This is a genomic window from Xanthomarina gelatinilytica (assembly GCF_000348685.1).
Lineage (GTDB): Bacteria > Bacteroidota > Bacteroidia > Flavobacteriales > Flavobacteriaceae > Xanthomarina > Xanthomarina gelatinilytica.
On the sequence record NZ_ANLA01000004.1, the window covers coordinates 545,540 to 566,753 of the forward strand.

Below are 21,214 nucleotides of genomic sequence, written 5' to 3' on the forward strand. Positions count from 1 at the left end.
TGTATTCATGACAAAGCAACCAGATACAGGATTGGTGTCGGCCAAAGAAGTGGCTAAAGCCATACAATTGGATTCTTACGGATTTGTAGGGACGTTTATTGGATGGATACTTATGAAAGTGCTTAAAATATCTACCCTAAACGATATTTACAACAGAAACAAACACCTTGAAAAGGTAGATTTTTTAAATGGTATTTTGCACGAATTCCAAATTAAATTCGAAATCCCGGAAGAAGATTTAAAACGATTGCCAAAAGATGGCGCTTACATTACGGTTTCCAATCATCCACTTGGAGGGATTGATGGCATTTTGCTTTTAAAATTAATGCTGGAACAACGAGAAGATTTTAAAATTATAGCCAATTTCCTTCTTCATAGAATAGAGCCATTAAAACCTTACATTATGCCAGTAAATCCTTTTGAAGACAGGAAGGATGTTAAATCTAGTATTGCAGGTTTTAAAAATGCGATAAAACACTTGCAAGAAGGGCATCCACTTGGTGTGTTTCCAGCTGGTGAAGTTTCTACTTATAGAGACGGGAAATTATTGGTAGACAAACCTTGGGAAGAAGCAGCCATGAAGCTTATTCAAAAAGCCGAAGTACCTGTGGTACCAATATATTTCCATGCCAAAAACAGCACACTTTTTTATAAGTTATCCAAGATTAGCGATACGTTTAGAACGGCAAAGCTGCCATCGGAATTGCTAACTCAAAAACGTAGAACCATAAAAGTAAGAATAGGAAGGCCAATTTCGGTTGCAGACCAAAAGGAACATCAAAGCCTTGATGAATTTTCAGAATTCATTAGAAAAAAAACCTATATGCTTTCCAATTCGTTTGATGAAAAAGGAAATTTATTAAGCAATATCTCATCCACCTTAAAAGTGCCAAAACCACCAAAACGAATTGTAACGCCAATTTCAAAAGACATCATGAACCAAGAGGTGGAAGCATTAAGAAAAGGGGATTGTAGGTTGTTGCAAAGCAAGAATTACGAGGTATTTTTGGCCACATCTACCGAAATACCGAACATTTTAAGGGAAATAGGCAGATTGCGTGAAATTACTTTTAGGGAAGTTGGCGAAGGAACAAATGAAGCCATAGACCTAGATACTTTTGATACCTATTACCACCATATGTTTCTTTGGGACAGCGAACAACAGCTTGTAGCTGGCGCTTACAGAATGGGATTAGGCTCTGAGATTTATGCCAAATATGGGATAGACGGATTTTACCTTCAGGATTTATTTAGGTTTGAGCCGGAATTGTTTAAAATGATGAGCGAATCCATAGAAATGGGTCGCGCCTTTATAATAAAAGAATATCAACAAAAACCCATGCCATTATTTTTGCTATGGAAAGGCATAGTACACACTACGTTGCGTTATCCTGAACACAAATTTTTAATAGGTGGAGTAAGTATTAGCAACCAGTTTTCAAATTTCTCAAAATCGTTAATGATTGAGTTTATGAAATCTCATTATTACGATCCATACATTGCACAATATGTGCATCCAAAAAAAGAGTTTAAAGTAAAACTGAAAGATGCAGATAAAGATTTTGTTTTTGATGAAACCGAAGCCGATTTAAACAAATTTGACAAAATTATAGATGAGGTAGAACCAGGTGCTTTGCGATTGCCAGTATTGCTTAAAAAATACATCAAACAAAATGCCAAATTGGTAGCCTTTAATGTGGATCCTTTGTTTAACAATTCGGTGGATGGCTTGATGTACATAAAAATTGCCGACTTACCGGAAAGTACTGTAAAACCTGTTATGGAAGAGTTTCAAGCTGAATTGGAACAAAAACTCTCTGAACAGAATGATGCTTAAATAACTATTATTTAAAGCCCAAATATTATGTTCCAAATCAACTTTAAATTAGCCAGCTTCCTGTTTTTTTTAAGTATTTTTAGTTTACAAGCACAACAAGTTTCGGGTGTTGTTTACAACAAAAAAACTCAGGAACCTATGGAAGGGGTTACTGTTTATTTCAATAACACTACCATAGGTACTATCACCAACAGTAAGGGTATTTTTAAGCTTGATATACAAGAAATACGTACCTCATTGGTAGTCTCATTTTTAGGCTTTAAGAAAATAGTACAAGAAAATTATTCTGAAGACAAGGTTTATACCTTTTATCTAGAAGAAGAAATTAGTGTTTTAAATGAAGTAGTTATAAGTACTCAAGATTCTTGGACTAGAGAACATAAACTTATTCAGTTTAAAAGACACTTTCTAGGGTATAGTAAAAACGCTCGTTCTTGTTCCATATTAAATGAAGATGAAATATTTTTAAAGTTTGATGAAAAATCAATGCAATTAACAGCAACTTCAAAAACTCCTATCATTATAAAAAATGATAATTTAAAATATGAAATTGCATATGATTTACAAGATTTTGAAGTAACTTATAAAATTAATTCTACAAATAATCACAATGGACATCCATATGTAGAACGTGTTTATTATGAAGGGACTTCATATTATAAATCGTTATTAGATGAGCCTAAAAATAGAATAGATAAAAGAAGAGAAGAAGCTTATAAAGGATCGGTTTTGTATTTTATGAGAGCACTTTTTAAAGATACTTTAATTAAGGATCGCTTTACTTTTTATTATAATAAAGAACAAATTCCTATAGAAAACTATTTAAGTTTATACAAAACGCAACATGATAATTTAATTAAAGTACGCTTGTATAAAGCCTTAGACGTTGTTGATCCGTTTGGTTGCCAATCTACAATTACACCTTTAGACACTTATTTTTACGTGAATAGTTTAGGAAACTATTCTCCAGTTAATGCCATTTCTTTTTCAGGCTATATGGGAGAACAACGCGTAGGAGATGCACTTCCATTGGATTACCAACCTACATTGGAAAATTAAATGCCTAAAAGGAATGAAACCATTCCTGAAATTGGTTTCCCAAAAAAGGAATATGTCTCAATTCGCCACTTAAAGAACCAATTAAGCTAATAATCCATATAATAAAAAAACCAACATTTACAATCCATCCTATAACAGGCACAAAGCTAAAGATTAAGATGCCTAACATGATGCCAAGAGATTGCCTAATATAAAATGAAGCATAGGCATTTTTGGCATTATGGTTCATTACAAACGCAATGATCCATCCAATGATGGTCATGTGTGCAATAATGGCTATGGTTTTGCCATCTTTTAAAACCTCATTCGAATATTTTGGACCATTTTGATAGGTGCCATCTTCAAAATTTTTATTTTCTTCAGACATGATTTTAAAATTTAGAATTTTGCCTACTAAAGATAATGAAAATTAAGGAGTTATGCTTTTATTTTAAGTTAAAACTAATAACAAGCGACAGCTTTTTATATGTTATTGAAAGGCTTTATCAATAGGTTCCCATAATTCTATTTTATTGCCATCGTTATCCAGGATCCAACCAAATTTACCATATTCATATTCTTCTATGTTTCCAACAATAGTGACACCTTCTGCTTTTAAGGCAGTCATTAATTCGTGTAAATTTTCTACACGATAATTAAACATGAAATCTTTTTTTGAAGGTTCATAATAGTTGCTTTCCTCGGGAAAAGGACTCCATTGTGTGGAACAATCCTTGCCATCTTGGTCTTTCCACCAAAAGGTACAGCCGTAATCGTCTGTATTAAACCCAAGATGCTTCTGGTACCATTCTTTGGTGGCTTTGGGGTCTTTGGTTTTAAAAAATAAACCACCTATTCCTGTAACGCGTTTTTTCATTTTGAACATTATTTTTTAATCTCCAGAACAACCTGTCAATAGACAGGAAGGAGGAAACCTCATATTAGTAAATATTTTTTTTTGAATACCTAAAAGGTAAAAAAACCTTGCAACATGTTATTTTTTAATGGTTTGTTCATAAACCTGAACCCAATCTTCCACAGTCATCTTTTGGGATAATTCTGCAATAAGCTCGAAGGGAATCTCTTCGGGTTTTTTAAAACGAATACAGCTTTTTCCCATATCCAATTTTCGTTTACAGTGTTTTGGATATTCGCTAACAAACCAATCGTGTATTTCCGGAACAGCATAAATACCACTATGATACAGGTTGATGGAGTTTTTTTGCGATGCAAAACTCATAAAAGGCAAAGGTTCCTTTGGTGAGCAATGATAGCCATCTGGATACATGCTATGTGGAACATAATAACCAATCATCCCATATTGTATGCCTTCTTCAAACCCTTTTGGAAGGTTGGTTTTAATGGTTTCCCTTAGTTTTTTTAAGGCCTCTTGTCTCGCTTCAGGTGCTTGACTTATATAATCTTCTGGTGAATTTGCTTGGTATTGCATGTGTTTTGTTTCCTTTAGGTTGTAAAGTTAACAATTTCGAAGTTTTGGGATAGCTTTTATTTTATCTACAATGGTTTGGGCCAATTTTTCCTTGCTTTCAACAGTCCATCCAGCTACATGAGGTGTTAAGATTACATTTTGTGCTTGAATTAAATATCGAAATGCCTCTGGCATGTTTTCATCGTTATTTTTAAATAAATTCTCAAATGAGGCTTTTTCGTATTCCAAAACATCCAATCCAGCTCCTAAAATTTTTCCTGTTTTTAAAGCCGAAACCAAATCGTTTGTTACAACACTTTTACCACGAGCTGTATTTAATAACCAAAAGGGCTTATTAAATGCATGGATAAATTTAGAATTTACCATTTTTTTGGTCAGTTCTGTTTGTGGCGTATGCAAGCTTACAACATCTGCTTGTTCTTGAAATGTTGCTAAAGACACTTGTTTGGCATTTTTATCTCCTACGTTGGCTTTAATGTCGTAACATAGCACATCAACATCAAAGCCTCTCAGTTTTTTTGCAAAAGCTTTTCCCATGTTGCCATATCCTATAATTCCAACGGTTTTCCCATCGAGTTCCAAGCCTCTATTGTCCTCACGTAACCATTTACCTTCACGAATTTCACTATCGGCTTTGTTGAGCTTGTTGAATAAGGATAGGAGCAAAGCTAAGGTATGTTCGCCTACGGCATTGCTATTGCCTTCTGGAGCGGAAATTAAAATAACCCCTTTTTTTTCGGCATAATCGCAATCTATATTTTCTAAACCAGCACCAACCCTTCCAATAAACTTTAAGTTTTTTGCTGCATCCAAAAACGTTTTATCTATGGTAAAGCGACTTCTGATAATTATTCCATCGTAATTTGAAATGATAGTTTCAATATCTTTTTTTGAAGCAGTGTACTCTTGGTGGTTTTGAAATCCCAACTCGTTGAGCTGCTTTATAAGCAAGGGATGATTGGTATCTAGATGGAGGATTTTCATCATTAAAACCCTAAAATTAGTTTGGCAATTAAAAAGTAGGTAAGAATTCCAAAAACATCGTTGCTTGTGGTAATAAAAGGTCCTGTGGCCACAGCTGGATCAATCCCTCTTTTGTCTAAAAATATAGGAATAAAGGTACCTATAAGTGCTGCCATAATAATAACAGCAACCAAAGCAATGGCTATGGTAATGGAAACAATATATGGTGTTCCAAACACAAAGTGTGTAATGCCCAAACCTATTAACGCAATGGCAAATCCATTAACCAAACCCAAAATAAATTCTTTAAATAGGCGCTTTAAAATGTTGCCATCCACACTATCGTTAGCAAGCCCTTGAACCACAATGGCAGAAGACTGTACACCAACATTTCCAGCAGTTGCTTGAATAAGTGGTACAAAACTTAAAAGCACGATAAAACTTCCCATGCTTTGGTTAAAATGCTCGATAATGCTTGCAGCTCCCAAGCCACCAAACATACCAATAAGCAACCAAGGCAAGCGCGCTATGGTTAATTTCCAGATACTATCATCTGCTTCTACATCCCTGGAAATACCTGCAGCCATTTGATAATCTTTATCTGCTTCATCCCTTATTACATCCACAATGTCATCAATGGTAATTCGACCAAGAAGCACCATGTCTTCATCAACAACTGGAATGGCTTCCAAATCGTATTTTTGCATGACCCTTGCCACTTCTTCCACATCTTCATCCACTTTAACATAATCCACACTTTTAATGTAGATATCTGCAATTTTTTGATCGCTTTTGGCAACTATTAAATCTTTTAAAGACAACCTGCCAATTAATTTGTTTTGTTTGTTTACCACATAAATGGAGTGAACCCTTCTTACATCTTTGGCTTGACCTCTAATTCTACGTAAACAGCCTGCAACTGTCCAGGTTTCGAAAACTTTTACCAGCTCTTTGGCCATCAAACCACCAGCTGTATCTTCGTCGTAGGCCAATAATTCGGTGATTTCTGCTTTGTGCTCTTCGTCCAGGATTTGAGAGATAACCTCTTGTTGTCTTTCTTCTGGAAGTTCAGCTATAATATCGGCAGCATCATCTGTGTCCAATTCCTCAATTTCTTCAGCAATCTCTTTGGCTGAGAGGTTTTTAAGGACCTTTTCCCTGTTGTCCTCATCCAGTTCCATCAACACATCAGAGGTGGTCTCGGAATCCAGAAGTTTAATCACATACATAGCCTCCTCTAGATTGACTTCATCTAAAATTTCGGCAATATCAGCATAATGAAAGCCTTTGAGTAATTGTTGAAGTTCCTTATCGTTTTTTGTTTCGATAAGTTGTTCAACTTGCTCAATAAGCTCATCGGTTAATTCAAATTGTATGTTTTCTTTTTCTTCAGACATGAGGTTTCTTGTCGTTTCACTTTGTTGAAAAAACAAAAGCTTTATGGATTAATATCGTTTTCAATTAATAGCGTAAGTTCTATAAACTCTTGTACTGATAATTGTTCTGGACGTTTGTCAAAGATACTATTTGCTTTTAAATTATCGGATAAATTAAAAGTTTTTAAACTGTTGCGAAGTGTTTTTCTTCGTTGTTGAAACCCTGTTTTAACCACTTTAAAAAGTAAGGTTTCGTCACAGGGAAGCGTGAAGTTTTCTTTACGTTTTAATAGCAAGACGCCAGAATCTACCTTTGGTGGCGGATTGAATACATGTGGAGGTACTGTAAATAAGTATTCGGCATGGTAAAAGGCTTGGGTTAACACAGATAAAATGCCATAGACTTTACTGCCTTCTTTTGAGCAAATACGTTGTGCAACTTCTTTTTGAAACATCCCGGAAAATTCAGGGATTTGGTCTCGCATTTCTAGGGTTTTAAACACAATTTGGGTTGAAATGTTATATGGATAATTACCAATAATGGCAAAGGGTTCGTTATTGAACACCAGGTTTAAATCGAATTTTAAAAAGTCCTGCTCTATAACCCTATTTGCTAAATTTAAATAGTTGTTTTTAAGATATTCTACAGATTCTGTATCTATTTCTATAACATGTGTAATAGTGTCTTTTTGAAGTAGGTATTTTGTTAAAACGCCCATTCCTGGCCCAATTTCCAATACGTGCTTATAGCCTTGAAACGATAAGGTGTTAGCTATTTTTTCTGCCACAGATTCATCGTTTAAAAAATGCTGTCCTAAATGTTTTTTTGCTTTTACTTGATGGTCTTTGGACACAGTGTTTTTTGTTTTAAGGGTTAAAAGTCACAGAATATTCGTCTATAATTTCCAATTCGGTTCTAAAAGCCAGCATTTTGTCTGCAAAGCGTTTTAAGCCATCTTGTCTTAATCTATCTGCATGATGCTGGTAATATGCTTCTAAATCTTCCCTGGATTTTGCTCTATATTGAATGGAGTAGGTAAACCCTTCAATATCTTGCTCCACCAGTACACGGGTTAATTTGGCATCTGTAAATTTACCTGTAGCCAAAACTTGAGGAATGTGTTCCTTAATCCAATTTAGCCACTCATCGTGTATGTTTTCTTCTATGTTTATGGTAACGTTGTAAATAATCATTTTTAAAAGTATAAGTGTCTAAAGTTAAAGGTGCCTATTTGAATCACAATGCTAAAATTATAAATTTTAAATGGTTTTAATAAGGCATTGGAACTTGGAATTTTAATGTAAATCCTTTGCAAATAACAGAAGTTCTTCATCATCTTCAAAAGGTTTTACCCTTTTTTCATAAGTTAAGCCTAATTTTTCCAATAACTTGATGGAATTTGAATTTGTTGGCAATGTAATGGCCAAGATTCTAGTGAGCTTAAAGGTGTTTTTGGCCAGTTTTAAAATCTCTTTGGAAGCCTCCAAGCCAAATCCTTTCCCTTCATAACCTGGCAACATGGCAAAACCAATGTCCACATGATCCAATTGTTCTCTTTTTACCAAGCCACAAGTGCCAATGGTTTTGTTTTGTTCCTGTTTAAGCTGCAATTTATAAAACCCAAACCCAAAGTTCTTGTAACTTTTAAGAGTGCCTTCTTTTAAATAGTTTTTTGCGTCTTCAAGAGTTTTCAGGTTTTTGTTGCCAACATATTTTATAAAATGAGGTGTGTTTGTAAGCTCTAGAATAAAAGAGGCATCTTCTAGAGTTAGTTTTGAAATTATAAGTCTGTTGGTTTCAGCTATCATTAACTTTACATGTTGGATGAGTTTTTACAAAAGGTGTATTATTTTATTGTAAAAAGAATTAATTAATGGCATCACCTCGCAGTGACCTAAAGTTGTTTCTGGCATCCACAAAATAAATGCTGTCTTGATAGTTAAAAACTATTTTTTCGTATAGTTCTTGGGCTTTTTCAGGTTGATTCAGTTTTTTTCTATATAATTCTGCTAGAAAAAAATAGGCGTCGTCTGCTAAGATATCATCACTAAAATTGGTAATAATGGCTTGGTAATTTGCTTCGGCTCTATGGTATTCCTGATTCTTTTCGAACAATTGAGCCTGCTTAAATAGGGCTTGGTCTTCAATGGTTTTTCCTTTGTGATTGGTTAAAATCTCATCTAAAAGTTCAATGGCATTATCTGTTTGGTTCTGGAAAGCCATTAAATCTGCTTTGGCATAAAGTTTTAAAGCAGTTTGTGTGGAATCTTCGTATTTATTGTCTGTAATAAGCAACATGAGGTCCAAGGCATCGTTGGCAATTAATTGTGAAGTGGAGGACTTTAAAATTTTAAGCTGAGATTCTGCCCATTTAAAATCGCCTTTGTAATAACTGGTTTTTGCCACTTTATATCGAGCTTCTTGGGACAAGGTACTGTTTTTTAAATTGCGTTGTACTTGGGTGTAATAAATAAGGGCTTCGTTAAACTTTTCCTGTAACACCAAAACATCACCAAGTTCCAATTTAACACCAGCTTCTTGAAAGGAGTTTAATGGCAGTTCCAAGCTTTGTTTTAAAACAGAAACAGCCTGATTGGGTTCATGTTTGTAAAATGCTAAAAAATGCGCGTAAGAAATTTGTATGAACAGTGTTTTAGTATGTGTGCCATAAGTGTCAAAAATAGCTTTGTATTCACTTAAAATACTGTTATATTCTTCTTTGGTTGCCAGTTGGGTTTTAATTTCAATAAGATTGTAATATGCTTTAAGCTTGGTGTCCAGGTCTTGGGCTGTTTCGGTTAGGTAGGTAAAGATGTCCAGAGCCACTTGATAGGCCTTATCTGCCAAAGCTATATGTGCCAGTTCCTCAATCCTGTCTAAGCTTTCCGGTTGTCTAAAAAACATGGCTTTTTCTTGTGTAAATGCTTTGTTGTAATCTTTTTGTTGTACAAAAAGCCAGCTTAGCATTTCGTTCCATAATAAATTTTGGTCTGTTTGAATTTTTTTCAATAAGATGCGTTTTAGCAACACATTGTTTTTGTTGTCGCTGTTTTCACTTATAAATTCACTAAAAGCCCTTTTTATGGTGTTTATATAAGAGTCATTCAGCTCCACAAAATTCAAATAGCTTTCAAACATTTTTTCCACATTTCCTTGATCGCCATAAATACGAGCCAATTGCACATTAAAATTTAAATCCGGCTTTAATACCATGGCTTTTTCATAGGCAGTAATGGCTTGGTCCAGCAAAGACCTGTCTTCGAAAGCCTTTCCAACTACAAATACAAAATTTGGATTTTGGTCTATGGTTTTTAAAGCATTCTCGTAGTATGTTTCAGCTTGGATGATGTTGTTTTGTAGCTGATAATTATAGCCTAATTCAATTAATAAAGGTGGGTAATTAACTCTGGAAATCTGCTCTAAAAGCAAGGTTTCTGCTTCTTGGTATTTCTCCAATTGCTGAAGTGATTTCACTAACTGCAGCAAATAGGTGTTGTTGTTGGGCGACTTGTTGTAGAGCTTTTTATAGGAGAGTAAGGCTTTTTCAAAATCACCATTTTTATAATATTCAGCAGCAACAATATCTTCTTGCGAAAACATGTTGAAACAACATAAAAAACTTATAACAAATAGAAACCTCATGGCATTGCTTTGTGTAAATATAACAAAAGTGGTTTTTAGAACCTGTATGAAACCTTATTTTTAAGAATGATTTAAGATGCTTAAATGAAAAAGGCCATTCTTTTACGGGATAAAAAAAATGCCCGAAGAAACTTCAGGCATTTTACCAACCAAAATAAATGTGCTATTAATCTTGTTTACTTAACATGATTCAATTACTCGATTGGGGCAATAATAATTACCAAATCATTATTTAGTGGCAGCAACAATTACTGTCTTGTTTTCGGAACTTGATACATGAAAATCTGAAAACAAAACTTTACTTGCTAATACTACTAAGGCAAGAAGGAGAAAAATACGAATCACATTTTTCATTATAAGTAGGTTTTTTGTTTGGGAGTACTAACTTGAAAAAAATAATTTAAAAAACAAAATAAAACGCTAAAAATTCGTTAAACAACGTTTATTTTTAGCGTTTTATCGATAAAATAGGAATAATCCTATAAATTTAATTAATTATTTTGAATCCAGTATATGGTACTAAAACTTCAGGAATTACAATACCATCATTGGTTTGGCAATTCTCTAAAATGCCTGCAAGCACTCTTGGTAATGCCAAAGAACTTCCGTTTAAGGTATGTGCCAATTCGTTTTTTCCTTCAGAATTTTTAAAACGAAGTTTCAGTCTGTTGGCTTGAAAGGTTTCAAAATTGGACACAGATGAGATTTCCAACCATCTGTCTTGAGCTGTTGAAAACACTTCAAAATCGAAGGTTAGAGCGGCAGTAAACCCAATATCGCCACCACAAAGCCTTAAAATCCTGTATGGTAATTTCAATTCCTTTAAAATGGTTTTCACATGTTCTACCATCTCGTTCAAAGCTTGATAGGAACGCTCTGGATGTTCCACACGTAATATTTCCACCTTATCAAATTGATGCAAACGGTTTAAACCTCTTACGTGGGCACCATAGCTTCCAGCTTCTCTTCTAAAACAAGGTGTGTAACCTGTAATTCCAATAGGTAGATCGGATTCGTTTAAAATAACATCCCTAAAAATATTGGTTCCAGGTACTTCTGCTGTAGGAATCAAGTATAAGTTGTCTTCTGTAACATGGTACATTTGACCTTCTTTGTCTGGCAGTTGTCCTGTGCCAAAACCTGAAGCTTCGTTTACCAAATGAGGTAATTGATATTCGGTATATCCAGCAGCTGTATTCTTATCTAAAAAATAAGCAATTAAGGCACGTTGTAATCTGGCTCCTTTTCCTTTGTAAACTGGAAAACCAGCTCCAGTGATTTTGTTGCCCAACTCAAAATCTATGATATCGTATTTTTTAGCCAATTCCCAATGTGGCAGTGCTTCTTCATGCAACAACGGGATGGTCCCTTCGCTATAAACAATTTCGTTATCATCTTCTGTGCTTCCCTTTGGAACAGAAAGATGAGGTATGTTTGGGATTTTGTACAACAATTGGTTTAAAGCTTCAATGGTTTCGTTTAAGCTTTCGGTTAAAGATTTGGTGGTTTCTTTAAGTTCGATGGTTTTTTCTTTTAAAACATTGGCTTCTGCTGCTTTCCCCAATTTATACAAGTTCCCTATTTCTTTGGATAAGGTATTGGATTCCGCCAAGGCATTATCTAAGAGTGTTTGGGTGTGTCTTCTGTCTTCATCTAAAGAAATAACGTCTTCTATCATTTGGCTAGCGTCTATATTTCTAACGGCTAATCTTTTAATGACGTCTTCTTTGTTTTCTCTAATAAAAGGTACTTGTAACATGTTTTATGAAATTTAAGCGACAAATTTAAGGAATTGCCAAGATATTTAATCCTTCTTGCAAGGTTTAATTGTTGGCTCTTTAGAAATAAAAATGATACATGATTAGAAAGACAGGCAAGCACTTTGTGTGAAAGGGATAGAAAGCTGGCTTTTAATGGCTGTAATATTTCCTTTGCTTTTTTAGCGCTTAAGACTTTTTTATCTCACAGTTTTGGTTGTGGCATAATCCATTCGCAATGTTTAAACGGATCCCATGTTACAGAGGTTAAATCCACCTCTGGATTGATAAGTTGTTTGTAAGGGGATCCATTGATGCTGATTTTACAATCTACATATACAGAAATGTCTTCTTCCCCTTTTTTGGCATAGATATCCTTTAATCGTTGCGAAAATTGCCAAATCACATCTGGTTTTGTGGATACCAAATGAATTTGTTTATTGGTCAAATAGTCGTTAAGTTGAATGATGGTTGGTTTTTTTGTTTTATTGTTAACCACTTTATAAATAGCAAATCCCTGTTTGGAACGCAGCATCATGCGCCAAGACATCCTGTGACCTTCTTCGGTCCACAGCACATTGTCTTCTATAAAATGATGTCTTAACGGAAGAGCTATCTGGATAATAAAATACACAGCGCATAAGGTTATCAAGATGCGTTTATATGCAGGAACAATAATCTCATTTTCATTGTAAAACGGTTTCTTTTTTAAGAAGATATGATGGATGGTTTTTGGCTCGAAAAAGAACAATGCGAATGCCAACGATAAATAAGGGAAAATCCCAACCTGAAACACAATGGAGTTAAACAAATGAAAGAATATGGATGCAAAAAATGCCCATTTCCTAGTGGGTTTATATAGCAACAAAGGAATAATCAACCCATCAAATAAAATACCACCATAAGCCAAAAAATAATGTACCCATTTTTGTTGCAACAAGTCGCCTATAAGTATGTAATGTTGTTTGCTTTTCATTAAAATCTCTATAAACGTGGTATCCAACCAATCTGGGTATATCTTGGCAATGGCTCCATAGGTATAGACTATAAACATTTGCAGAATAAATAGCAAACGACACCAATTTGGCATGGCTATTTGTTGGATGCCTGGATTTTTTTTGGCATCTAGGGAGTAATAGGTGTTTGCTGGTTGAAAAACCATAATTCCACTTAATAAAATCAATAAATAATAATGATTGTTATAAGATGCCTTTTGCATGAAATAAGTTCCAGCCCAAAGTATGGTAAACATGATGGTGCTTAACCTATATTTGTAACCTATCATTATTAACAAACCAAAAACGCCCATAACTGAGTAATACGCGTACATCCAATTGCCTGGAAGGGGTTGTAACCATTCCAGACCTATAAATGAAAAGGTGAATTCAGGTTCAATAAGGGTTCTTTTAATCCAACCTGTAAAAATGGCTCCAACCGACTCTAAAAAACACAACAGACCAAAAATAATCCTAAAAACTATTAAGGAACTGTTGTCTATATGTTTAAAGAGTAATTTATTGAGCATGGCATTTTTCTATGTATTGCAAAGCCGTTAGCCTATCCTTTTGTAGCTGGTTTTTTAAATGATCCAAGGAATCGAATTTTTTTTCGTCCCTGATTCTATCCAATAGTTCAATCACCAAGTTTTTGTTATAAATAGCTTCGTTGAAATTAAAAAAATGTACTTCTATGGATTGCTGGTTGTTGCTATCTATGGTTGGGTTGGTACCAATATTCATCATACCAAAAACAGTTTGTGTTTTAATGGTAGCTTTTACAATATAAACACCATGTTTTGGAATGAGTTTATAGGATTCTTTAATGTGTATGTTTGCAGTAGGAAACCCAAGGGTGTTTCCAAGGCCTTTTCCTTTTACAACCTTTCCGGAGAGTATGTAATTAGCGCCTAAATATTTATTGGCAGTCTTTAAGTCGCCACTGTTTAGTGCTTTTCTAATTTTTGTGGAACTAACCGATACTTCGTTGATATCTTGAGCGGAAATTTCTTCTACTTCAAAATCGTACATGTTTCCAAAAGCCTTTAAATCGTCTATATTGGCCGCTCTATTTCTTCCAAAATGGTGGTCGTAACCAATAATGATTTTTTTAACTTGAAGTTGTTTCACCAATATTTCGGAAACAAAAGCTTCTGCTGTTAATCGTGAGAAATCTTTGGTGAACTTTTTAATGACCAACACATCCAACCCAAGTTGTTCCAGAATCCTACTGCGCTCCTCTATGGTATTGATAAGTTTGATGTTGGCATCTTTTTGCAAGACCATTCTTGGATGAGGGAAAAAGGTTAGGACTACCGAATGTAATTGGCTTTTTTTGGCAGTTTGAACCAAGCGTTCAATAATTTTTCGGTGCCCTATATGAACACCATCAAAAGTGCCTATGGTAACAACCGTTTTAAAATTTAAATCGAGTTTAAGAGACTTGTAAATTTCCAAGAGGTGATTTGTTTCTTCAAAAATAAAAAAAGAGGATTGATAAACATCAATCCTCTTTTAAGTTTATTTATATTATAAGATTTATTTCTTGATAAATGGTAAAGAAACCTGACTGGAGTCTTTAGCAATCTTAATAAAATACATACCGTTACTTAGGCTAGATGTATTTATTGATAAATCAGCCTCAGCAGCAATGTTTTTGCTAAGTACCACTTGACCTAACATATTATAAATAGTGTAGTTGTCTGGTAACTCATTTGCATTGGCAAGTGAAATGTTTAATACATTAGTAGTTGGGTTTGGGTATAAACCAATATTATTAAGAGTAAATTCGTTGACACTTAATTGCGCTAATACGTTTATTGTATAGTCTTCTACTTCGCCATCATGACCATTTTCACAAGATGTTGGGAATTGGTTAGCATTAGGGTCTGTATATTTAGTAGTTATACGCATCGTTGTGTTACCAAGTACAGCATTAGCAGGAATAGTAATTGCCAAAGGAGAATTAACTGTTGGTTGATTGTTTATATTTGCAGAAGTTCCAAGGTCATACTGTTCTCCTGGATCATCAAAACTACAGTTTTGATTCCAATCTATCCACGCATAAGTAATAATTTGATAATTTCCATCACTATTCGCATTTACAGTTAAATCATACGTTTCTTCTCTGTTAACATCTGTAGATTGCGAAGCTGTATAATCAGAGTAACCAGATGGTTTTCCTGTATTTAAGTTGCTTATAGAGTTAAAAATAACTCCTGTAGTACTGGTTTGGAAATTCGTATTAGCAACAGAAGCACAAGGAGATCCTGTAACCTCAAAATTACCAGAATCTGTATTATTAGCTGGTTGCTCATCTGTGCCACCGTTCGGGTTGCTCAGAGTAACATTAAATACATGAGATCCAATTGCTGTATTTATTTGTGGAACAAAAATAGACTCAGACTCATCTAAAGCTAAGGAGCCTGTCCAGTTAATGTTAGTGTTTGTACCACCATCTAAATTGTAAGTAATCGTAGCGGATGTTAAAGTGTTATATCCTTTATTGGTGATTGTTAGTTCTGGAGTAATAGAATAATCTGAACAATTAGTATTAAGGTTTGCTATATCAATTTTTGCATCTAAATTATATGTCATTGCAGGTTGACAAGCCGTAGAAGTTAATAAGTTGGCACGTCTAGGCGAGTTTGTAATAACTGCTAATACTCTGCTAACTTGATTTGCTGTAAAGGTATCCATACATGAATCATCGGTATAGTCCATATAGTTCTCAATCATATCAATACCAGCAGATGTAGGACAAGTATTTATACCTGTAGGGCAGCCAAAGTTTGGGCGACCTGAGTTGGGTGTATCTGCACAAAAATCATCATCGCCACAGCTAGCGTTATTTGGTTGACCTTCAGCCCAATTATCTCCCCAAATATGTCTTAAACCTAACCAGTGGCCAGCTTCGTGAGTTAAAGTTCTACCCTTGTTGTAAGGAGCGCCAAGAGGATTAGGGTTTGCAACGGAACCAACAGAATTGGCTGCTATAACCACACCATCAGTATTTGCTGCTCCAACAGGGCCAACATCACCTGGATCTAAACCATCTATTCCAGTTCCAGCTGGATCTGGAAACTGTGCATAACCTAAAATACCACCTGAAATATTGGCTGTCCAGATATTCATGTATTGTTCTGGATCCCATTGGGTATCGGCTTTAATGTTGCTTTGAATTTGACCAGTAGAAAATGGGCCACCACCATAGGTTGTCACTCTATTGATACCCGGTTCATTTAATTGCACGCCATTTTCATCAACTTGTGCCAGACAAAATTGAATTTGTGTATCAGCAGCAGAGCCATAAGAACTTCCTGCTAAATTGGCATAGTCAATATTTAATTGGTCTAATTGTGCTTGAATGGCAGCAGCAGATAAATTATCTCCACCCACACCATCAGTAATAACGTGAAAAATAACAGGAATCATATTGATGCCTCCTCTAAAATTACCAGATTGAATTTGTTGTTTAATTAATTGTGCTTTTGGAGCTATCCAATTTTCAAATTCATCTGTTGTAGCTCTTTTAGGGAATTTGTTTTGTAAATAAGCTTCATATTCAACGGTTTCACATTTTATAAAGCCTGTTTCTTCAAATGATCTTAGATTTGCATCTGTTAATTCTTGGTTAAAATGTTTTTCTGTAACCTTTTGTTTTTCTTGAGCAAATAAGAAAAATGGCATACAAAAAAATGTTAAAACCAATAAATTTAAAGTAGTTTTTTTCATAATTAATTAGTAATGTTAATGTAAAGAGTTATAAGTTGTAAATTTATAAAAAATAAAAAGAAAATCTGTATAAGTTAGACTTAAAAGCGCCTATTTAGTATAAATATCCATTATTTTAACATTTCATCCTCTAATTTTTTATTTGTTGAGAAGCCATAAAGCCCAATATTTTTTCTATTTTAGGTACTTAAACTAAATAACAAACTATGCAAACTAACATTACCAATCCACTGGGGAATTGTAAAACCCTTTTTTTACTAGTTGCTTTTTTATGCAGTATCGGTTTATTGGCTCAAAAACCAATGCCTGTTAGAGACTTTGAAATACGTCTTGATGCAGATGAGAAAATAACTTCTGAGATAAAAAACCAGATGCGAGTCAATCTTGAAACTGGATTTCCATTGGCACTCTATGGTTTAAATTACGATGTTCCACCAGGAACACCTGAAGCTATGGCCATGTATTACATACAAGAAGAATCTGAAACTTTTGGGATTAAGAAACAAGAGATTTCAAACCTACGACATCATGCTACCAGAACCACCAATGCAGGTTCCGTTGTAAGATATCGGCAATATTCTGGAATTTATCCAGTGAACAAAGCAGAGCTAACCATTAGCATTTCACCTCAAAACAAAGTAGTGTTTGTTATGAACAGTTACGAGCTAAATGTACAAATGGCACAAGTGCAACCTACAGTCACTCAAGAAAGAGCTTTTCAACTCGCCCATAATTATTTGGATGTTAAAACGCCTATAAGTTTTCAAGACTCAAGGTTGATGGTTTATAAAAACACTAAAATGACACGATTGGCACATGAAGTGACTATCCTGTCTGATAATCCAGTAGGCGAATGGCACGTATTTGTTGATGCGCAAACAGAAGAGATTTTTAAAGTAGTTGATATGGCTCATTATTATTGTGGACATAAAAAGGGAGCCCATACAAGTGACTGTCACGATGAAAAGGAAGTTTCTGAAACAGGGTCTTTTAGGAGAGCCACTGGTACTGGAATGGTGTTTAACCCAGACCCGTTATCGTCTAATACGGTTGCTTACGGAACCAGTGGTTATGTAGATGGTGGAGATGCCAACACAACAGAACTTAACAATGCGCGATTTAGTGTTGTTTTAAGGGATATCACATTAACTGGAGGCACTTATTCTTTGGTGGGTCCAAGAGCAGAAATTGTTGATCATGAAGCGCCTTATGATGGCTTGTATTCTCAAACATCCTCCGTTTTTAATTTTACGAGATCTGATGGTGCATTCGAGGCAGTAAATACGTATTATCACATTGATTATTTAATGGGTTATATAAATGATGATTTAGGGTGTAATGTGCTGCCATATCAATATTCAGGAGGCGTTCAGTTTGATCCTCATGGCTTAAATGGTAGTGACAACTCTCATTATTCTTCTGGATCTGGACGTTTGGCTTTTGGGGAAGGCTGTGTGGACGATGCTGAAGATTCCGACGTAATTCATCATGAACTTGGTCATGGTTTGCATGATTGGGTGACCTCTGGAGGCTTGTCGCAAGTAGATGGATTAAGTGAAGGTAGTGGCGATTACGTGGCTCAATCTTATAATAGAGGCGTAAGTCTGGCCAATGGATATTGGACATCTGCCGATCCAGCTTGGAATTATGTCTTCAATTGGGATGGACATAACGAATGTTGGTCTGGAAGAATCACCAATTATAGCGCTATGTATCCAGGAGGGTTAACGGGCTCTATTCATACAGATGGACAAATCTGGGCCAGTTGCTTAATGACTGTTTGGGATGACATTGGACAACAGCGTATGGATAAAATTTTTTATGAAGGATTGGGAATGACCAATGGTTCTTCCAATCAAAATGATGCAGCTGTAGCAGTCTATCAAGCAGCAGTAAACCTAGGTTATACAGCTTCAGAAATCAATGACATTCATTCTGGATTGACTGCTTGTGGCTATACCTTGCCAGCTTTGCCTGGACCTCCAGTTGCGGCTTTTAGTGCAGACGACGACACGATTTGTTTAGATACAAACAATACCGTTCAGTTTATGGATGAAACAGTACCAGCTGGAACGTCTTGGTCTTGGACCTTTGAAGGAGGAACCCCTGGAACCTCCACAGATCAAAACCCAACAGTCACTTATAATGCAAATGGCAGTTATGATGTAACTTTGCAGGTTACAAATTCTTATGGAACAGATACCTTAACCCTTACAGATTATATTACAGTGGTTTCTGGCTCTGCTTGTCCATCCTGTACTACCTATACATCTGCAGCAAACTTAAACATTGCTATTCCTGATGGAGCCGGAGGGAATGGCAATCCAGGTCCTCCAGCTGTAAACACCATACATATTCCTGGTTCTGTAACCATAGATTATGTAACTGTAAGTGTAGATGTCTCTCATGGATGGATCAACGATTTAATCATTGAAATTATCCATCCAAATGGAACCACTGCCACTTCTGTATTTAATAGAGAATGTAATGGCGAAGATAATATTGTAGTTAATTTTGCAGATGGGTTGCCTGCGTTTAATTGCTCAGCAACTACAGGTGATTATAGCCCATCTTCTCCATTAAGTGTGTTTTCTGGAATGGAAAGTGCAGGAGATTGGACGATCTCTATTACTGATAATTGGGATGCCATTACAGGCGTTTTAAATGATTGGTCTATTGAAATTTGTGCCCAACCAACGGTGTCTGTTGCAGAATATGGTTTTGAAGATTTCTCTATTTATCCAAACCCAAATAATGGATCGTTTACGGTGGTTTTAAACTCTAATTCCAATAAAAATGTTAGCGTTGAAATTTACGACATCAGAGGTCGTACCATTTTTAATAATACGTATGAAAGTGCCACTAAATTCAAACAAGACATACAATTAAACCATGTGCAATCTGGAATGTATTTGGTAAAAGTATTTGACGGAGAAAGACAAACAATTCAAAAAATTATTATTGAATGATACGTTGAAGATTAATGGTAAAAAGGGAAGCAACTTAGCTTCCCTTTTTTATTTTCCATTAAAAGCATTCATGGTATTGTTTACGCCAGCTGTGCCAAAAGATTTTATTAATTCCACAGATGTATCCAAACGTTCCGGGAGGGTTTTGTTTTCGTCTTCACTCCATTCACCTAATACGTAATCCACCTGTGATCCCTTACTGAATTGGTCGCTAATCCCAAATCGGAACCTGTTGTAATTGGTCGTGTTTAATTTGGCTTGAATGTCCTTTAATCCATTATGCCCACCATCGCTACCTTTTGTTTTTAACCGAATGCTCCCAAAGGGCAGGTTTAAATCGTCGGTTATTACCAAGAGGTTTTCCAAGGCTATTTTTTCTTTGGTAAGCCAATACAGCACAGCTTTTCCACTTAAGTTCATATAAGTATTGGGCTTGAGGAGTACAAAGGTTCTTCCTTTAAATTTATAGGTGGTTATATCTCCTAATTTTTGGGTTTCAAACGTTAAGCCTTCTTTATGGGCCAAATGGTCCAATATTTTAAACCCAACGTTATGCCTTGTGTTTGCATATTTTTCACCTATGTTCCCAAGTCCTACAATTAAAAATTTTTTCATGCTGTTTGTTTCTTCAATATTTACAGAATCTGTCTGTTTATAGAATAATTTCTTTAAGAAGTGACACATGTGTATAATTTGTGCAAAAATAAAAAAAGCATCCTGATATTTCAGGATGCTTTTAAATAACTTAACTTGTTAAAGTTTATTCTTGAGCCTCAGCTGCAACTTCTGGAGTTTCTCCTCCTTCAGTTCCTTCAACACCTTCAGTTTCTTCGTCATCCTCTTCAGCAGCAATTGCCATTGCAGCTCTTGCACGTTTAATTTGACAAACAACAGTGTTATCTGGATGCATGATTTTGTAAGCATCGTTTTCTAAAGCAGTTACATAAAGTTTGTTTCCAATTTTTAAAGGTGTAATATCTACCTCTATAAAATCTGGCAAGTTTTTAGGTAAAGCCTTAACTCTCAATCTACGAGAGTTTTTACGCAATACACCACCAGCTTTAACACCTCTGGAATTTCCTATAAAATGTACAGGGATTTCCATCATAATAGGTTTGTCTTCAAATAATTGATAGAAATCGATGTGTAAAATTTTCTCGGTTACCGGGTGAAACTGAATGTCCTGCATAATGGCACTATAGGTGTCGCCATTTTCTAGAGCAATCACAACTGTATGCGCATTAGGCGTATATACCAGTTTTGAGAAGGCTAATTCATCTGCAGTAAAATGCACTGGTTTATCTCCTCCGTATAATACGCAAGGAACCTGACCAGCATTACGTAGAGCTTTTGTTGCTTTTTTGCCTACGCTTTCTCTTTGAGATCCGTTGATTGTAATTGATTTCATTGTTTAAATATATAGTTATTATTAATATTCTCTTTTTTTATGG

Annotated in this window: 18 protein-coding genes; 3 read left to right on the top strand and 15 right to left on the bottom strand. The window is 35.2% G+C overall.

The features are described from left to right. Window positions 1–7: 7 nt before the first annotated feature. Together D778_RS03130 and D778_RS03135 are read left to right on the top strand one after the other, a co-directional pair. Complete coding sequence (locus D778_RS03130) at window positions 8–1,837, top strand: GNAT family N-acyltransferase (RefSeq protein ID WP_007647603.1); 1,830 nt, start codon at window positions 8–10, stop codon at window positions 1,835–1,837. Window positions 1,838–1,864: 27 nt separating this feature from the next. Further along, window positions 1,865–2,896 (top strand): carboxypeptidase-like regulatory domain-containing protein, encoded by a 1,032-nt coding sequence (locus D778_RS03135; RefSeq protein ID WP_007647605.1) that lies wholly within the window; start codon window positions 1,865–1,867, stop codon window positions 2,894–2,896. A 4-nt stretch (window positions 2,897–2,900) separates the two neighbouring features. Here D778_RS03135 and D778_RS03140 read toward each other — a convergent pair whose 3' ends face one another. The 13 genes from D778_RS03140 to D778_RS14105 form a co-directional block, all read right to left on the bottom strand. Further along, on the bottom strand, window positions 2,901–3,263 hold the full coding sequence (locus tag D778_RS03140; protein ID WP_007647607.1) for an immunoglobulin domain-containing family protein: 363 nt from the start codon (window positions 3,261–3,263) through the stop codon (window positions 2,901–2,903). A gap of 102 nt (window positions 3,264–3,365) precedes the next feature. Continuing rightward, the gene (locus D778_RS03145) at window positions 3,366–3,752 is read right to left on the bottom strand and encodes a VOC family protein (protein ID WP_007647609.1); all 387 of its coding nucleotides are present in this window, start codon (window positions 3,750–3,752) and stop codon (window positions 3,366–3,368) included. A gap of 117 nt (window positions 3,753–3,869) precedes the next feature. Continuing rightward, window positions 3,870–4,325 (bottom strand): DUF1801 domain-containing protein, encoded by a 456-nt coding sequence (locus D778_RS03150; protein WP_007647610.1) that lies wholly within the window; start codon window positions 4,323–4,325, stop codon window positions 3,870–3,872. Window positions 4,326–4,352: 27 nt separating this feature from the next. Next, entirely contained in the window at window positions 4,353–5,309 is a 957-nt protein-coding gene (locus D778_RS03155) for a 2-hydroxyacid dehydrogenase (RefSeq protein WP_040491300.1), read from the bottom strand. Between the two features lie 2 nt (window positions 5,310–5,311). Then, entirely contained in the window at window positions 5,312–6,685 is a 1,374-nt protein-coding gene (gene mgtE, locus D778_RS03160) for a magnesium transporter (protein WP_007647614.1), read from the bottom strand. 41 nt (window positions 6,686–6,726) lie between these two features. Beyond that, window positions 6,727–7,518 (bottom strand): 16S rRNA (adenine(1518)-N(6)/adenine(1519)-N(6))-dimethyltransferase RsmA, encoded by a 792-nt coding sequence (rsmA, locus tag D778_RS03165; RefSeq protein WP_007647616.1) that lies wholly within the window; start codon window positions 7,516–7,518, stop codon window positions 6,727–6,729. 13 nt (window positions 7,519–7,531) lie between these two features. After that, complete coding sequence (locus D778_RS03170; RefSeq protein WP_007647626.1) at window positions 7,532–7,858, bottom strand: DUF4286 family protein; 327 nt, start codon at window positions 7,856–7,858, stop codon at window positions 7,532–7,534. A 102-nt stretch (window positions 7,859–7,960) separates the two neighbouring features. After that, the gene (locus D778_RS03175) at window positions 7,961–8,473 is read right to left on the bottom strand and encodes a GNAT family N-acetyltransferase (protein WP_007647628.1); all 513 of its coding nucleotides are present in this window, start codon (window positions 8,471–8,473) and stop codon (window positions 7,961–7,963) included. 58 nt (window positions 8,474–8,531) lie between these two features. Continuing rightward, complete coding sequence (locus tag D778_RS03180) at window positions 8,532–10,307, bottom strand: tetratricopeptide repeat protein (RefSeq protein ID WP_007647629.1); 1,776 nt, start codon at window positions 10,305–10,307, stop codon at window positions 8,532–8,534. A 487-nt stretch (window positions 10,308–10,794) separates the two neighbouring features. Further along, window positions 10,795–12,066, bottom strand: a complete 1,272-nt coding sequence (gene serS, locus D778_RS03185) for a serine--tRNA ligase (RefSeq protein ID WP_007647630.1) — start codon at window positions 12,064–12,066, stop codon at window positions 10,795–10,797. Between the two features lie 203 nt (window positions 12,067–12,269). Next, window positions 12,270–13,589 carry an HTTM domain-containing protein gene (locus D778_RS03190; protein WP_007647631.1) on the bottom strand — a complete coding sequence of 440 codons (1,320 nt, stop codon included), beginning with the start codon at window positions 13,587–13,589 and terminating at the stop codon, window positions 12,270–12,272. After that, window positions 13,579–14,517, bottom strand: a complete 939-nt coding sequence (locus D778_RS03195) for a bifunctional riboflavin kinase/FAD synthetase (protein ID WP_007647632.1) — start codon at window positions 14,515–14,517, stop codon at window positions 13,579–13,581. Before D778_RS03195 ends, D778_RS03190 begins: the two co-directional genes overlap by 11 nt. A gap of 81 nt (window positions 14,518–14,598) precedes the next feature. Further along, window positions 14,599–16,749 carry a GEVED domain-containing protein gene (locus tag D778_RS14105; protein WP_007647633.1) on the bottom strand — a complete coding sequence of 717 codons (2,151 nt, stop codon included), beginning with the start codon at window positions 16,747–16,749 and terminating at the stop codon, window positions 14,599–14,601. A 251-nt stretch (window positions 16,750–17,000) separates the two neighbouring features. On the opposite strand from D778_RS14105, the gene D778_RS14110 reads away from it, so the two are divergent. Further along, complete coding sequence (locus D778_RS14110) at window positions 17,001–19,763, top strand: T9SS type A sorting domain-containing protein (protein ID WP_007647634.1); 2,763 nt, start codon at window positions 17,001–17,003, stop codon at window positions 19,761–19,763. Window positions 19,764–19,811: 48 nt separating this feature from the next. Here the strand turns inward: D778_RS14110 and pth are convergent, their stop codons facing one another. Next, on the bottom strand, window positions 19,812–20,447 hold the full coding sequence (gene pth, locus D778_RS03210; protein ID WP_040491306.1) for an aminoacyl-tRNA hydrolase: 636 nt from the start codon (window positions 20,445–20,447) through the stop codon (window positions 19,812–19,814). Window positions 20,448–20,523: 76 nt separating this feature from the next. Then, a complete protein-coding gene (locus tag D778_RS03215) occupies window positions 20,524–21,171 on the bottom strand; it encodes a 50S ribosomal protein L25/general stress protein Ctc (RefSeq protein ID WP_007647636.1) in 648 nt (215 codons plus the stop codon). Window positions 21,172–21,214 lie beyond the last annotated feature (43 nt).

Excerpts from the sequence above, each read along its gene's own strand:
- D778_RS03190 (WP_007647631.1), bottom strand. The coding sequence starts at position 13,589 with ATGCTCAATAAATTACTCTTTAAACATATAGACAACAGTTCCTTAATA.
- D778_RS03180 (WP_007647629.1), bottom strand. The coding sequence starts at position 10,307 with ATGAGGTTTCTATTTGTTATAAGTTTTTTATGTTGTTTCAACATGTTT.
- serS (WP_007647630.1), bottom strand. The coding sequence starts at position 12,066 with ATGTTACAAGTACCTTTTATTAGAGAAAACAAAGAAGACGTCATTAAA.
- D778_RS03145 (WP_007647609.1), bottom strand. The coding sequence starts at position 3,752 with ATGAAAAAACGCGTTACAGGAATAGGTGGTTTATTTTTTAAAACCAAA.
- D778_RS03215 (WP_007647636.1), bottom strand. The coding sequence starts at position 21,171 with ATGAAATCAATTACAATCAACGGATCTCAAAGAGAAAGCGTAGGCAAA.
- D778_RS03170 (WP_007647626.1), bottom strand. The coding sequence starts at position 7,858 with ATGATTATTTACAACGTTACCATAAACATAGAAGAAAACATACACGAT.
- D778_RS03135 (WP_007647605.1), top strand. The coding sequence starts at position 1,865 with ATGTTCCAAATCAACTTTAAATTAGCCAGCTTCCTGTTTTTTTTAAGT.
- pth (WP_040491306.1), bottom strand. The coding sequence starts at position 20,447 with ATGTGTCACTTCTTAAAGAAATTATTCTATAAACAGACAGATTCTGTA.
- mgtE (WP_007647614.1), bottom strand. The coding sequence starts at position 6,685 with ATGTCTGAAGAAAAAGAAAACATACAATTTGAATTAACCGATGAGCTT.
- D778_RS03155 (WP_040491300.1), bottom strand. The coding sequence starts at position 5,309 with ATGAAAATCCTCCATCTAGATACCAATCATCCCTTGCTTATAAAGCAG.
- D778_RS03140 (WP_007647607.1), bottom strand. The coding sequence starts at position 3,263 with ATGTCTGAAGAAAATAAAAATTTTGAAGATGGCACCTATCAAAATGGT.
- D778_RS14105 (WP_007647633.1), bottom strand. The coding sequence starts at position 16,749 with ATGCCATTTTTCTTATTTGCTCAAGAAAAACAAAAGGTTACAGAAAAA.
- D778_RS14110 (WP_007647634.1), top strand. The coding sequence starts at position 17,001 with ATGCAAACTAACATTACCAATCCACTGGGGAATTGTAAAACCCTTTTT.
- D778_RS03130 (WP_007647603.1), top strand. The coding sequence starts at position 8 with ATGACAAAGCAACCAGATACAGGATTGGTGTCGGCCAAAGAAGTGGCT.
- D778_RS03175 (WP_007647628.1), bottom strand. The coding sequence starts at position 8,473 with ATGATAGCTGAAACCAACAGACTTATAATTTCAAAACTAACTCTAGAA.
- D778_RS03150 (WP_007647610.1), bottom strand. The coding sequence starts at position 4,325 with ATGCAATACCAAGCAAATTCACCAGAAGATTATATAAGTCAAGCACCT.